This is a genomic window from Streptomyces sp. NPDC102270 (assembly GCF_044766405.1).
Lineage (GTDB): Bacteria > Actinomycetota > Actinomycetes > Streptomycetales > Streptomycetaceae > Streptomyces.
The window spans coordinates 197865-210765 of the sequence record NZ_JBIWLX010000009.1; the positions used below are offsets into that span (position 1 = coordinate 197865).

Here is a 12901-nt window from a genome sequence, read left to right on the forward strand (position 1 = left end):
GCGATTATGGCCGTCCTGCCGAATTTCGTTCGGTGGATGGTCGTGGCCCTCGCCGGAATGGCTAGCTTCGCCCTATGACAGTCGCACTTACGGAAGCTCTGGCCCCCCACGTCCGGGAACCTTCGCACGAGTTGGTGCAGGTCGTGCGCGGCCGCCGCAGTGGACTCGCGATCACCATCGCGGTCCACTCGACCGCGCTCGGCCCGGCCGCCGGCGGGTGCCGGATCGCTCACTACCCCGACCCCGCCGCCGCGATCGAGGACGCGCTGCGGTTGGCCGCTGCGATGACCGAGAAGAACGCGCTGGCCGGTCTCGACCACGGTGGCGCGAAGGCGGTCGTCGCCCTCCCCACCGCGGCTCGGCCCATCGGCGCGGAGCGTACGGCGTTGCTCCACGACCTCGGGGACGCGATCGAGTCGCTCGGCGGCCGCTACATCGCGGGCCCGGACGTGGGGAGCGGCCCGGTCGACATGTCGGTGATCGGCGAACGCACCTCGCATGTCTGCTGTCGGCCCGTCGAGGACGGCGGCAGCGGCGACTCCTCCTTCCACACCGCGCGCGGGACCCTCGCGGCGCTGGGCGCGGTGGCCGACGAGGCCTTCGGCTCCCCGGAGCCGGCCGGCCGGACGTTCGGTGTGATCGGCCTCGGTGCGGTCGGTGCCCACGTGGCCCGGCTCCTGAGTCGTGCCGGCGCGCGCCTCGTCGTGACGGACATCAACCCTGCCGCCCGCGATCTGGCCGAGGAGATGGGTGCGACCTGGGTGGACCCGGACAACGCACTCGCGACGGAGGTCGACATCCTCGTGCCGGCCGCACTCGGCGGCCTCCTCACCGCGCGCACGGTACCGCTGCTGCGCTGCGCCGCAGTCGCCGGTCCGGCCAACAACCAACTCGACGAACCGGCCACCGCCCGCCTGCTCGCCGCGCGCGGCATCCTCTGGGCGCCGGACGTGGTCGTCAGTGCGGGGGGAGTCATCCACGCCACCGGAGTCGACCTGCGCGGGGAATCCGAGGAACAGCTGACCGGGCGTCTCTCCGGCATCGCGACGACACTCCGACACGTCTTCCGCACGGCCCGGACCCACGGGATCACACCGGCCGACGCGGCCGGCGAACTCGCCCAGCAGCGCGTTCGCCAGGAACAACGACAGGAGAGCTGACGACATGACGAACCGCTGGGTCGGAGTGACCATCGACTGTCTCGACGTGGAACGGACCGCGAGATTCTGGAGCGCACTGCTGGACCGCCCGCCCCTGCCGTCCCGCCCCGGCTGGGTCTACCTCGGCCGCCCCGGCGACCCGCAGCCCCGCCTCACCTTCCAGCCCGTGACCGAGCCGAAGCACGACAAGGTACGCCTGCACCTCGATGTCGCGGTCGACGACATCGACCAGGGCATCGCGCAGGTCATCGCCCTCGGGGGCCGGTTCACCGGGGAACGCCACGACTACGACGAAGGTGTGGTCGTCGTGATGGCCGATCCCGAGGAGCACGAATTCTGCCTGGTCCAGTACTACTGACCCGCCACAGTCAGGTTCAGCGATCATGGAGCAGCGCCGGCTCGCTCAGCTGATGGTGAGTCCGACGCCGTGTCGGTGGCGGCTGCCACTTCTCGGGTGTAGCGTCATGATTCAGCAGTCGTGGTTCCGAAGTCCTGTTCGCCCGTGATCGCCGTCACGGGCGTTCTTGCGTGTCAGCGCCTCTCCGGACCAGGGCGATCACCTCCGGGCGCGCAGGTCGCGGGCCCGGTTTCCCTCGAAGGAGACGGTTATGGCCAAGGGCACTGTCAAGTGGTTCAACAGCGAAAAGGGCTTCGGCTTCATCGAGCAGGAGGGCGGCGGCCCCGACGTCTTCGCCCACTACTCGAACATCGCCGCCCAGGGTTTCCGTGAGCTGCAGGAAGGCCAGAAGGTCGAGTTCGACGTGACCCAGGGCCAGAAGGGCCCGCAGGCGGAGAACATCCGTCCCGCCTGATCCAGCTGCTGCGGCAAGGTCGGCATCCCGGACTCCGGGACGTCGGCCTTGCCGCCCGCAGCGATCGTCAGCAGGCCGGAGGCTTGCCGACGTCGCACCGGACACGAGCATCAGTTACGCCGTCGCGGAATTGCGCATGCGCCCCGCGTCCTCGGCCGCCGTCAGTCCCGTCCGGAACAGGAGTCCGACGCCTATCGCCGCCCGCATCGGGCCGAGCGGGGCAAGGACCTGCCGGACCAGGCCGTGACGAGCATCGGCAGAACCAGCCACCAGCGGCGCCGGGCACCGCGACGCCACTCGCGCGCAGCCATCCCCACCACCGCAGGACGATCCAGACGCCCGCGAAGCAGTCCCCCTTGGCGGCAGCTCGTCCGGTCGTGCCGTGATCCTCACGCCCCGCACTGTCTCTCCGGCGGACCCGCCCCCTCAGTCGCCGGACGTGGAGTCGAAGACCGGGCCGTCGGTTTTCCGGACGGTCTCGCGGGCCGCCTCGCGTAAGGCGGAGACGGACGGTTCGTCGCGGTTGCCGGGAAGCCAGGCGAGTTCGGACGTCGAGAGGCCCAGCTCCGGGCAGTCGACGTAGGTGATGCCGGCCCGCGGGTACAGACGCCGGGCCGCCGCGGGCAGGAAGGTGATGGCACTGCCCTGGGTGACCGCAAGGACCATGGCCTCGGTATCTCTGACGACAGGCCCGAAGCGGACCCTGGTGCCGTCGGGGCGGGGATTGACCGTCAGGTGGTTCCACCACGAGCGGGGTACTTCCGGCGGCATGTCGACGACTCTGCGATCGGCGAGGTCGCCGAGTGTGAGGATGTCCCGGTCGGCGAGCGGGTCGTCGTCGGACAGACAGACCACCCGTGTCTCGGACGCCAGGCGCAGGGACTGGACCCCGCCGGGCAGGGGACCGCGGAGGAAGGCGGCGTCGACCTCCCCGCTGAGCAGGGTGCTGAACATGTCGACGAAGGTCAGGTTGCGGACCTCGATCTCCAGTTCGGGGTGGTGACCGCGGAGGTGGGCGAGGGCGGCCTGCGCGTAGGGCATGGCAGCCTCGGCCCCGAGGCTGCCGATCCTCAGGAGCCCACGCGCCGTGCCGGCATGCCGGTCGGCCGCCTGCCGCAGTCGGGTCATGGCGGTCACCACGGTCCTGGCCTCCTCGGCGATGGACTGGCCGACCGCGGTGAGCCGCACGTTCCGGCTGCCACGCTCGACGAGTACGACTCCGAGCCGCTGTTCCAGTGACCTGATCTGCTGGCTGAAGGCGGGCTGAGAGACGTAGACCCGCGCTGCCGCGCGCCCGAAGTGAAGCTCCTGGGCCAGGACCAGAAAGAGTCGGAGTTGGTGGAGGCTCGGCTCTCGCCTAGGACTGGATCCGCCACCGGCACTCATAGGTGAAAGGTTATCGACAAGGCGGTCATCCTCTTCTCGCGCTCATCTTTCCCCGCCGGGCCCAGTCCATCAGGATCGATGGGCGACGGCGGTTGTGCCCGCAGCGCCCTTCTCGAGGAGTCACTTGCTTCGTATCCACTTCGGCTGGCGCGATCTCGAGAACATCCGGGTCGCTCAACAGCCCGATCCCCTGTGGGAGTTGATGTGCGCGGTCTGCCGTCTCCAGACGCGTCAGGGGGTCGTGGAGTTCGGGCACTGGCGCCGGGAGGCAGGTCAGCGGCTGTCGCGAGACCGTCGAGCCTCCCATGCCCTGGGCACCCTGCGCACCATCATCCCGGCCTCCGGCTACATCCCCGACTTCCTGACGCCCCCGGTCACGGGCGAGTGCCTGGACGCGGGGCTCGAAAGGCTACGGGCGACGCCCCGTGACCGATTGGCCGCGGAACTGAGCCGCTTCGCCGGCTCGCGACCGTTACCGAGCTGGATGCATGGCCCGCATGAACGGCCCGGTTCCTCGCTCAAGCTGGTCTCCGAGGCGCTGCGGGCCTCGTTCCGGGCACTGCTGGAGCCCTACTGGCGGCATGTCCGTTCAGCCGTGGGTGACGACATCTCGGTCCGCACCCGCGCCGTCCTGGACGGAGGCACCGCCGCCCTCCTTGGCGGCCTGCGCCCCTTCGCCCAGTGGAACCCGCCGTATCTGGACGTCGACTATCCCGTCGACCGGGAGCTGCGGCTGGAGGGGCGGGGGCTGATGCTCGTACCGTCGTACTTCTGCTGGGGCAGGCCCACAGCGCTTGCCGATCCCGGTCTCGATCCCGTCCTTGTCTACCCCGTCAGGAAGCAGCCGCTCGACCTCGCCCGTGCCGGCGAGGAACGGCTGGAGCGACTGCTCGGCCGGACCAGGAGTGCGGTTCTCGTCGACGTGGCGGGCCATTCCACACGGACCACCACCGAGGTGGCGCAGGCCCTCGAACTCGCACCGGCCAGCGCGAGCTATCAGATAGGCGTACTGCGCGGGGCGGGACTCGTCGTCAGCAGGCGCGACGGTAAGCACGTCGAGCACACGGCGACGTCTCTGGCACTCAACCTTCTCGCCGGCACGGGGACGACGTTTCGAAGGGGATCGAAAACATAGCGGCTCGTACAGGTGCGTGGCACTGTCTTCGCAACCGTTGAACTACGGGGGGATCCACATGGGGCGTGCCGTGAAGGCCGCACTGATCGCACTGTTGGTGCTCGGCTGCTGCTCTGTCCTGGCTGCAGGGTCGACACCGGCTCAGCGCGTGACGATCACGGTGCGCTAGAGGCCGCCCTCGGTGGCCTTGGTACGCCCGCCATGGCGGTGCCGATGCAGTGGGAAGCCAGCAAGGTCCCAGCGGTCCCAGCCGTCCCGACAGTCCCGGCCGCCACAGACGGACAGATCGGCACCGTCACGGTCCGGTGCGGGACTCCCTGCTATCAGTAGGCGCTGCTCGTACACGAAACCCCCTGATGCCCGGGCGGCCGGCCCGGGCATCAGGGGGTTTGCGCCTTGGTCGGCCCAGCCGCCGAGGCTGTTCAGCTGCGAAAGCCTTTCTCTTGACAGGCAGGCCTTGAGTCAGACGCCGTTCGAGGTCAGACCCGGTCACCAGTAGTGACGTCGGCCGGCGACCGCGTGCCCCATGGACCCCAGGACCCAGAAAACGGCACCCAGAACGGCGAGGATGATGCCGAGGGTCCACAGGATCGATATGCCGGTGAGGAAACCGACGACAAGCAGGATGATGCCGAGGGCGATCATGACGTTCCTCCTGGTGTTGGCTGACGTGTTACCTCCCGAATGCCCCGAAGCGGCAACATCACCCCACCCCCGGCAACCGAGAAGTCGGCAAGCGCCGTGCCGGCCGGACCGCCGTCGCACTACAGTCCGTGCTGAAGCACGCCGGCAGCTTGTCCGGCGCGGACGGTGACCGACGGGGCCGACTGGGCCGACGAAGCCCTCTGCCCGGCCACGTCGAGAAGCACGTGCCACGGCACATCGCCCCGGATCACCACGACCGCGCGCACCCCCCACCGTTCCCACATGGCAGGAAAACCTGGCCGCCCGCACGGGAGTCGGTCCAGGATCCGAAAACCGTGGTCAGCAGGGGCCGTTGCAGGGAAAAATGGCCGGCATGACGTACGAAGGCTCCTCCATCGACCCGTCCAGGCCCAGCATCGCCCGTGTCTACGACTACCTGCTGGGTGGCAAGGACAACTACGCCGTGGACCGAGAGATCGGCGACGTGTTCAAACGGGACCTGCCCGGCTCGGTGGCCATCGCCTTCGCCAACCGCGCGGCCCTGACCCGCGCGGTCGGGGAGATCGTGAGAACCACCGACATCCGGCAGTTCATCGACCTGGGCAGCGGCCTGCCCACCGCCGACAACGTCCACCAGGTCGCGCAGCGGCACGACCCCGACACCCGGGTCGTCTACGTCGACATCGACCCCCAGGTCCTGGTCCACGGGCGTGCGCTGCTGGAGAAGGACGACCGGACCCGGGTCGTCGCGGTCGACGTACGCGACCCCGAGGCCATCCGCACGCACCCCGACACCCGGGACATGATCGACTTCACCCGGCCCGTCGCTGTCGTGTTCAGCGCCATCCTCCATCACGTCAACGACGACGAGGACCCGGCGGGCATCGTGCGTTACTGGCGCGAGAGCGTGCCGTCCGGAAGCTATTTCTTCGTCAGCCACTTCCGTTCCGGCAACAACCCGGAGACGCAGGAGGCCGAGAAGGTCCTGCAGCAGACGTTCGGCCGCGGCCGGTGGCGTACGGACGCGGAGATCGCTTCCCTCCTCGACGGCCTGGAGATCCTCGACCCCGGTATCGTCCCGGCGCCCCTGTGGCGCCCGGACCAGACCGAGACTCCCTGGAACAACAGCGGAGAACGGCAACTCACGGTCTGGGAACACCTCATCGCCGCCGCCCTCGCCCGCAAACCCTGAGGGAGGTCCTGTACGTGCACAGGAGTCGTGTATACGCGGTCATCATCGACACGCCCGAAGCCGAGGCCGCCCGGGCGGCAGACTTCTGGTCGGCGGCTCTCGGCGTCGTCGCCAAACCGTTTCCACCGGCACCGCAGTTCACCACGCTCCATGAGGCTCTGCCGGGACTGATCACCTCCGTGCAGGCCGTCGACGACGCGCCCCGGATGCATCTGGACATCGAGACCGACGATGTCGAGGCGGAAACCGCGCGCCTGATCGGTCTGGGTGCGGAGCAGATCTCACAGTGGCTGGAGTGTCACGTTCTTCGCGTACCCGGTGGGCATCTGGTCTGCGTGGTGCCCGTGGACAGTGATCCCGAGGTCTTCCAGGCGCAGGCCACCGTCTGGCCGTAGCTCCGTTTGCGGCAGACGATCGGTGTTGCCTTCAGCCACACCGCCCGCGCCAGGCGGTGTGGCTGTGGCTGGCTGTGCGTTACGACGCGTGGGTCAGACCCGGGTGAGGCGGACTGCCACTGTCTCGCTGACCGTCAACGGCCGGTCGTAGTCCGGGTCCGTCGCCGTCGCACGGCCCTCGACCTCGACGTCCCCCTTCTGGAAGGGGACCGAGCCGGTGGGGACGGCCGTACCGGTCCAGGCGACCGGGGCGCCCGGGGTGCAGGACACCGACGTGGAGAAGGAACCGCGGATGAGGTCCCGCTTCTTCACCTGGGTGACGTCGCCCGCGACGGTCACCTGTACCGGCTTGTTGCAGCTCACCGTGCCGTTGAAGGTGGCCTTGCCGTTGAGGGAGCTCGCGGTGCCGTTCAGGGCGATGTCGAGGTCGAGGCCGAGTTCGGCCGGCGGGGCCGGGTTCTCGATGTGGATCTCGCCGCGCGCGGCCGGGGTGCCTCCCTCGCAGTGCTGTACGAAGTCGGCGTCGAGCTTCTTCACATAGCCCTGGGGGCCGAACTCCACCGCGGAGATGGTGAAGGTGCCGGTGAGCTGGTTGCAGCCGCGGCCGTTGCCGCTGAGCGACAGGCCCGGCTCGGTCGCGTCATTGAACGGGTAGCGGGTGGCTCCCGTGTACGTCCCGGGCGTCAGCGTCTTGCCGGCCGGCGCCGCGAGGTCCAGGTACCACCAGTCGCCGTTCGCTCCGTCGACGGAGACGGAGACCACTCTGTTGTCGGTGTTGCCGGAGACGTTCATGCGGTCCTGGGACGCCGTCGTGTAGGCGTAGGACTGGCCGCCGCTGATGTAGTCGCCCTCGTCGCCGCTGAAGCTGAAGGAGCCCTGGGCGACCGGCAGGGCGTGCGCTTCGGTGCCGGAGAGCAGGCCGGTGGTGCCGATGGCCATGGCCAGCGCCAGCCCGAGGGTGGCGGTGGCGCGGGCCAGGACGCGTCTGGGCATGCTGAGATTCAAGGAAGTTCCCCCTGTCTGGTCATGTGATTCCGGTTCGCCGACGTGATGCTTCCGCGCACGGATTCGCACACATGTCCGCATAATTTGGTCGGCGAGGTGAGTCTGCCAACCAGAGGGCTGTACGACAACTGCGTTTCAGGTGTGATGAGTTGATGTTTCAGCCAACCCCTGGTGTCGGCGTCGTGCGCTCGGATCCCGGTCTCAGGGCGCGATTCCCACGCCGTAGATCCGGTTCCACCGAACCCGGAACGGGCGTCTCCGAGCCGGACACGTAGGGCTTGGCGTGCTTACCGGTGGAAGTGGACTTCGCCGGAGAGGCTGCGCGCGCCTTCCGCGAATCGGCGGGGGCGTTCGACGAGGTGGATGCGGCGTGGGCCGTGACAGGGATCGTAGAGGTCTGGTGGCGGGCCGTCCGTCACGGGCGGTTTCCCGTGCGGCGGCCCTGCAGTGGAGGCGCCTCCACCCGGACAGACGTCCGAAGGCCCTTGGGGTTGCGGGTCGGACGAGACCGATGTGAGGAGGACTCAGTGATCTGCGCCACTGGCACCGGATCGAGCTGATGGGCTCTCAGAGAACTGGTGTCGGCTCAACGTTGCAGCCATTCATCCAGCAGCGCGGCCTCAGCTTCGGTGAGGCTGGGCAGCTCGGGCAGGAGAGTGCGGAAGGCCGCAACGACAGCCGCCGGGTCCCGGGTGGGAACAGCGGGTTCATCGGCGAGGATGGCGCGAGCGATCGCGTCGAAGGCGGCATCGGCCAGGTGCGGGTCGCTTTGCTCCGGCGGCAGGGTCAGCAAGGTGTGGACGGTTCCGGTGCCCGCCGAGCGGATGAGGTTGACGGCGCGTTCCTCGCTCACCCGAAGCCGTCCGGCGGCGGCGACCCTGTGCACACGCTCGGCCAGGATCCGCACTCCCTGGTCCTGGGCCGGGGTGTCGCGTGCACGGGCCGGGTCGAACAACAGGCCGTAGACATGCGGGTTGGCCAGGCCGAAGCCGATCTGCGTGTTCCATCCCGCGCGGAGGTCTTCCAGGGGGTCGTCCGAGGGCGCGACGGTCTGCTTGCTCGCCACGTGTTCGGCGAAGACATGCTCAGCGGCGGCATCCAGCAGGGCGTCCTTGTCCTGGAACAGGCGGTAGAGAGCGGGAGGCTGCAGTCCGGCCTCCTGGGCGACGCGCCGCGTGGTCACAGCGGCCGGCCCCTGGTCGCGCAGCAGGCTCGCCGCAGCCTTCACGATGCGGTCCCGGGTGATGTCTCGCCGCTGCGCGTTCGATGCCATGGGGCCGATGGTACCGCCCATGTGAGACAGGCGATGTTATCGGTGATATCGCAGCACGCCGCTGAACAACCGCCCGCTGCTACCAGTGATAGTATCAGTGATACCGTTTATTTCGTTCCACTGGAGGCATCGTCAGATGGGAAGCCACCAATGCTGATCGTCACAGGAGCCACCGGCCGACTCGGGGCGTTGATCGTCAACCGCCTCCTGGAACGGGTACCGGCCGACAGGATCGGCGTCAGTGTGCGCGACGTGAGCAAGGCCGCCCACCTCGCCGAGCGCGGCGTCCGAGTCCGGGCGGGAGACTTCACCGAACCCGGCACTCTCAAGCACGCGTTCGAGGACGCCGAGCGCGTCATGGTCATCTCCGCGTCCATACGCGGCAGCGGTGCGTTGACCGCAAACACCGCCGCCATCGACGCAGCACGGGAAGCGGGCGCCCAGCGCATCCTGTACACCAGCCACCAGGCCGCGTCCCCCACCTCTCTCTTCCCGCCGCAGAAGGTCCACGCGGCCACGGAGGAGCATCTCCGACGGCAAGGAGTCCCGTACACCGCTCTTCGCAACGGGTTCTACGGCTCCACCTTGGGCTTGTACGTCGGCGCAGCGCTCAAAACCGGCAAGCTGGCCGTGCCGCACGACGGCCGGGTGTCCTGGACAGCCCACGAGGACCTGGCAGAAGCCGCGGCTTCCGCCCTGGCGGACGACGGTGCGCTCGAAGGAATCACACCGCCGCTGACAGCACCCCGCACGCTGGACTTCGCCGATGTCGCCGAGATCCTCAGCCGCATCACCGGCCGGACCATCACCCGAGTCGTCATGGACGACGACGAGTGGACATCCGCGGCAGTCGCCGAGGGGATGCCGCGGCCGGCTGCCGAGTTCTCTCTGACGATGTTCGCGGCATCACGCAATGGCGAGTTCGACGCCACCGCTCCCACGTTGGAGGCCACCATCGGTCGCCCCGCGAAGACCGTCCACGAGATGTTGGAAGCCGTCGTACGCAGCCAGTAGACCGACCAGCTCCTGGATTATGGCCGGCCCTGACCGTTCACTTTCCGGGCTGGTCGATCAGGGAATTCCCCGATCGACCAGCCCGACGCGATATGCGGGATTACTCAGCAGCCGGTGGCGTTGTAATTCCAGAACGCCGCCCTGGTCTGCGGTCCGGCGATTCCGTCGGGAGTTCCCGCGTTTTCTCCGACCGCGTTCAAGAACTTCTGCAGCGCCGTGATGGTGTTGGATCCGACGACCCCGTCGACGGTGCCGGCGTTGTAGCCCCAGGCGTTGAGCATCCTCTGTGCGGCCTTCCAGCTGTTGGTGCCCAGCTGGCCGTCCTCGGTACCGGCGTTGAAGCCCCAGGCGTTCAGGCAGTTCTGCCAGTTCTTGGCCCGGGCCGTGTTCAGACCGAGGTTGTTCACCGCGAGGATCGAGGCACGCGGGCTGCTGACCGCAGGCTTGGTGGCGTGCTGGGGAGCCGCCACGCTCGCACCGGCACCCGCGAGTCCTCCGGCGGCCATGCCGACGACGGCGCTCGCGACAACAAGTGCCCTGGTCAGAGAAGTTCGCATGGGTTCCTCTTTCCGATCGACAATGAATGCGTTGACGCGACAGCTCGTACCGGCTGCCTGCGCCGCCGCAAGCGTGCCAGGATCGGGCGCCCAAATCTCGCGAAAATGCGCTCCACTTTTTCGTATGACCAGCTTCAGGCCATATTTCAGTCACCTGCGCAAGACTCCGCCAGAAAGAGTCCAGTTGAATTCCGGCCAACGTCCACGTGGAGCAAAGCGTTATACCGACGGCATGGTGAGTTTGGTGGCCACGGCGTCGAGGACCCAGTCCAGGCCGGTTGCGAAGGATGTCTCGGCGTCCACGTCGGTGCCGTCGTACACAGCCTTGGCCAGCGCCGGAAAGCGGCCGGTGGCCAACATGCTCGCCACGCGCGGGCCGTGGGCGCGCTGCCAGTCACGCTTGGACAGGCCCGTGGCGCGCTCGGCCCGCAGATTCGCGATCTCGCGCCTGATCGCGCCGATGAAGTAGGCGCTGACGGTCTCCACGGCGCGCATGACGGTGTCGACATCAGCGAGGCCGTCGAGGGCGGCCAGCGTGGCCTCGGTCACGGCGAGGCCGTTCGGGCCCAGAGCCGGGCGGCCGCCGAGCAGGTCGGCCAGCCATTCATGACGAAGAGCGGCCTGCCTGGTGCGATGGGCGAGGGCGCGCAGCGCCCCCCGCCAGTCACCGGGCTGCTCCTCGGGGAGAATTTCGGCCTGGACCTCGTCCACCATGAGGTCGAACAGCTCCTCCTTGGTGGAGATGTACCTGTACAGCCGCATCGGGCCGGCATCCAGGCGGGCCGCGACCTTGCGCAACGACACGGCCTCCAGCCCGCCCTCGTCGGCCAGCGCAACGGCGGCGGCGACGATCCGCGCTCGGTCGAGCGGCACAGGGCGAGGCAGCGGCTCCGGCCGGTCCCACACAGTCATGCTCACACCGTACCGTTGTGATGCGCTGTACCGGACCAATACAGTGTATCGACATGAGACATCGCATCGCAGTGGTCGGGGGCGGCCCTGCCGGCCTGACCTTCGCTCGCGTCCTGCACCGCCACGACCACCCGTTCACCGTCCTCGAACGCGCCCCCTCCCCCGACGCCCGACCCCCGGGCGGCACGTTGGATCTGCATGAGGGGCTGGGTCAGTTCGCGCTGGACAAGGCGGGCCTGCTGGCGGAGTTCCAGGCGCTGTCTCGTCCCGAGGGGCAGGCCATGCGCATCCTGGACCCCGACGGGACCGTCCTGCGCGACTGGCGACCCCGTCCCGATGACCTGGCCAATCCCGAGATCGACCGCGGACAACTGCGTGACCTGCTGCTCGGCCCTCTCGCCGTCCAGTGGGGCCGGGGCGTGACGCAGGTGGTGCCGGGGACTCGGGATGGCGTACGGGTCGATTTCGCGGACGGACGACAGGAGGCGTTCGACCTCGTGGTCGGCGCGGACGGTGCCTGGTCCCGGGTCCGCCCGGCGGTCTCGTCGGTGACGCCCCACTACACCGGCGTCACCTCGGTCGAGACCTCCCTCGACGACGTCGACACCCGCCACCCTGACCTCGCCCGGCTGATCGGTGACGGTTCCCTGTCTGTGTACGGCGTGAACCGAAGCCTCACCGCACAGCGCAACAGCGGCGGCCACGTCAAGGTGTACGCCAAGTTCCGCGCGCCGCTGGACTGGCACACGAACCTGGACCTGGACGACGTCGAGGCCGCGCGATCGAGCCTGCTGGCCTTGTTCGACGGCTGGGCCGCCCCCGTCCTCGACCTCCTCCGCCACGGCGCCGCTTTCGTCCACCGCCCCATCCACGTCCTGCCCGTGTCCCACACCTGGACCCACGTGCCCGGGGTGACGCTCCTGGGCGACGCCGCGCACCTGATGCCCCCCTTGGGGGCGGGCGCCAACCTCGCGATGCTGGAAGGAGCCGAACTCGCCGAGTCCATCGCCGCTGCCGGATCTGGAGATCTGGACAAGGCCGTCCGCGCCTTCGAGGAACGCATGTGGGCACGGGCCGGCAGGTGGGCGAAGATCACGGCTGCCGGTCTGGAACGCCTGGTGAGCCCGGACCCCGCCGAAGCCGTCGCCCTCTTCGACCAGGTCCAGCCGTCCTGACCGAGCGGTCCGTCCCCTCGCACAGGACCCGGAGATCATCGGGGTCGTCGGAGAGCGCCCATGTGTGTGGAGCCTCGCCACCGGTGCCCAGCCCGTTCTCCGGGCCGGCGGCGGGTCCGGTGACGAAGCCGTCGAGCGAGACAGAGATGTCAGCACTGATCCGAGTCATGCCAGGGCAGACCGGACCCGCCGCCGAAAGTCATGGCGCACGTCCCTGTGCATTGCACAGCCACCTCTGCC

At 68.8% G+C, this 12901-nt stretch carries 14 protein-coding genes and 1 pseudogene; 8 read left to right on the top strand and 7 right to left on the bottom strand.

What is annotated here, in order from left to right; translation table 11 throughout:
• Positions 1 to 74 precede the first annotated feature (74 nt).
• The 3 genes from ACIRP7_RS20530 to ACIRP7_RS20540 all read left to right on the top strand — a co-directional run bounded on the left by ACIRP7_RS20530 (position 75) and on the right by ACIRP7_RS20540 (position 1972).
• Positions 75 to 1160 (top strand): Glu/Leu/Phe/Val dehydrogenase dimerization domain-containing protein, encoded by a 1086-nt coding sequence (locus ACIRP7_RS20530; RefSeq protein WP_403661218.1) that lies wholly within the window; start codon positions 75 to 77, stop codon positions 1158 to 1160.
• A gap of 4 nt (positions 1161 to 1164) precedes the next feature.
• A complete protein-coding gene (locus ACIRP7_RS20535) occupies positions 1165 to 1518 on the top strand; it encodes a VOC family protein (protein WP_403661221.1) in 354 nt (117 codons plus the stop codon).
• A 250-nt stretch (positions 1519 to 1768) separates the two neighbouring features.
• On the top strand, positions 1769 to 1972 hold the full coding sequence (locus tag ACIRP7_RS20540) for a cold-shock protein (protein WP_007379522.1): 204 nt from the start codon (positions 1769 to 1771) through the stop codon (positions 1970 to 1972).
• 426 nt (positions 1973 to 2398) lie between these two features.
• Here ACIRP7_RS20540 and ACIRP7_RS20545 read toward each other — a convergent pair whose 3' ends face one another.
• On the bottom strand, positions 2399 to 3358 hold the full coding sequence (locus ACIRP7_RS20545) for a LysR family transcriptional regulator (protein ID WP_403661225.1): 960 nt from the start codon (positions 3356 to 3358) through the stop codon (positions 2399 to 2401).
• Positions 3359 to 3482: 124 nt separating this feature from the next.
• Between ACIRP7_RS20545 and ACIRP7_RS20550 the strand changes: the two genes are divergently transcribed.
• Positions 3483 to 4493 (top strand): helix-turn-helix domain-containing protein, encoded by a 1011-nt coding sequence (locus ACIRP7_RS20550; RefSeq protein WP_403661228.1) that lies wholly within the window; start codon positions 3483 to 3485, stop codon positions 4491 to 4493.
• 489 nt (positions 4494 to 4982) lie between these two features.
• Here ACIRP7_RS20550 and ACIRP7_RS20555 read toward each other — a convergent pair whose 3' ends face one another.
• Positions 4983 to 5138, bottom strand: a complete 156-nt coding sequence (locus tag ACIRP7_RS20555) for a DUF6131 family protein (protein WP_352389676.1) — start codon at positions 5136 to 5138, stop codon at positions 4983 to 4985.
• 373 nt (positions 5139 to 5511) lie between these two features.
• On the opposite strand from ACIRP7_RS20555, the gene ACIRP7_RS20560 reads away from it, so the two are divergent.
• Complete coding sequence (locus tag ACIRP7_RS20560; protein ID WP_403661231.1) at positions 5512 to 6330, top strand: SAM-dependent methyltransferase; 819 nt, start codon at positions 5512 to 5514, stop codon at positions 6328 to 6330.
• Positions 6331 to 6344: 14 nt separating this feature from the next.
• Positions 6345 to 6725, top strand: a complete 381-nt coding sequence (locus tag ACIRP7_RS20565; RefSeq protein WP_403661234.1) for a VOC family protein — start codon at positions 6345 to 6347, stop codon at positions 6723 to 6725.
• Between the two features lie 93 nt (positions 6726 to 6818).
• Here the strand turns inward: ACIRP7_RS20565 and ACIRP7_RS20570 are convergent, their stop codons facing one another.
• Both ACIRP7_RS20570 and ACIRP7_RS20575 read right to left on the bottom strand, forming a co-directional pair.
• Positions 6819 to 7718 (bottom strand): hypothetical protein, encoded by a 900-nt coding sequence (locus ACIRP7_RS20570; protein WP_403661237.1) that lies wholly within the window; start codon positions 7716 to 7718, stop codon positions 6819 to 6821.
• A gap of 598 nt (positions 7719 to 8316) precedes the next feature.
• On the bottom strand, positions 8317 to 9003 hold the full coding sequence (locus tag ACIRP7_RS20575; RefSeq protein WP_403661240.1) for a TetR/AcrR family transcriptional regulator: 687 nt from the start codon (positions 9001 to 9003) through the stop codon (positions 8317 to 8319).
• A gap of 150 nt (positions 9004 to 9153) precedes the next feature.
• Here ACIRP7_RS20575 and ACIRP7_RS20580 point away from each other — a divergent pair, with 150 nt between their 5' ends.
• Entirely contained in the window at positions 9154 to 10017 is an 864-nt protein-coding gene (locus tag ACIRP7_RS20580) for an NmrA family NAD(P)-binding protein (RefSeq protein WP_403661243.1), read from the top strand.
• A 104-nt stretch (positions 10018 to 10121) separates the two neighbouring features.
• Here the strand turns inward: ACIRP7_RS20580 and ACIRP7_RS20585 are convergent, their stop codons facing one another.
• Both ACIRP7_RS20585 and ACIRP7_RS20590 read right to left on the bottom strand, forming a co-directional pair.
• Positions 10122 to 10574 carry a peptidoglycan-binding protein gene (locus ACIRP7_RS20585; RefSeq protein ID WP_403661246.1) on the bottom strand — a complete coding sequence of 151 codons (453 nt, stop codon included), beginning with the start codon at positions 10572 to 10574 and terminating at the stop codon, positions 10122 to 10124.
• Positions 10575 to 10793: 219 nt separating this feature from the next.
• A complete protein-coding gene (locus tag ACIRP7_RS20590; protein WP_403661249.1) occupies positions 10794 to 11486 on the bottom strand; it encodes a TetR/AcrR family transcriptional regulator in 693 nt (230 codons plus the stop codon).
• Positions 11487 to 11539: 53 nt separating this feature from the next.
• Between ACIRP7_RS20590 and ACIRP7_RS20595 the strand changes: the two genes are divergently transcribed.
• Positions 11540 to 12661, top strand: a complete 1122-nt coding sequence (locus ACIRP7_RS20595; RefSeq protein WP_403661252.1) for an FAD-dependent oxidoreductase — start codon at positions 11540 to 11542, stop codon at positions 12659 to 12661.
• On the opposite strand, the pseudogene ACIRP7_RS20600 reads toward ACIRP7_RS20595, so the two are convergent.
• Positions 12624 to 12830, bottom strand: a pseudogene (locus ACIRP7_RS20600) (dihydrofolate reductase); the annotation flags it as partial. The gene ACIRP7_RS20595 and the pseudogene ACIRP7_RS20600 sit on opposite strands and share 38 nt — an antisense overlap.
• Positions 12831 to 12901 lie beyond the last annotated feature (71 nt).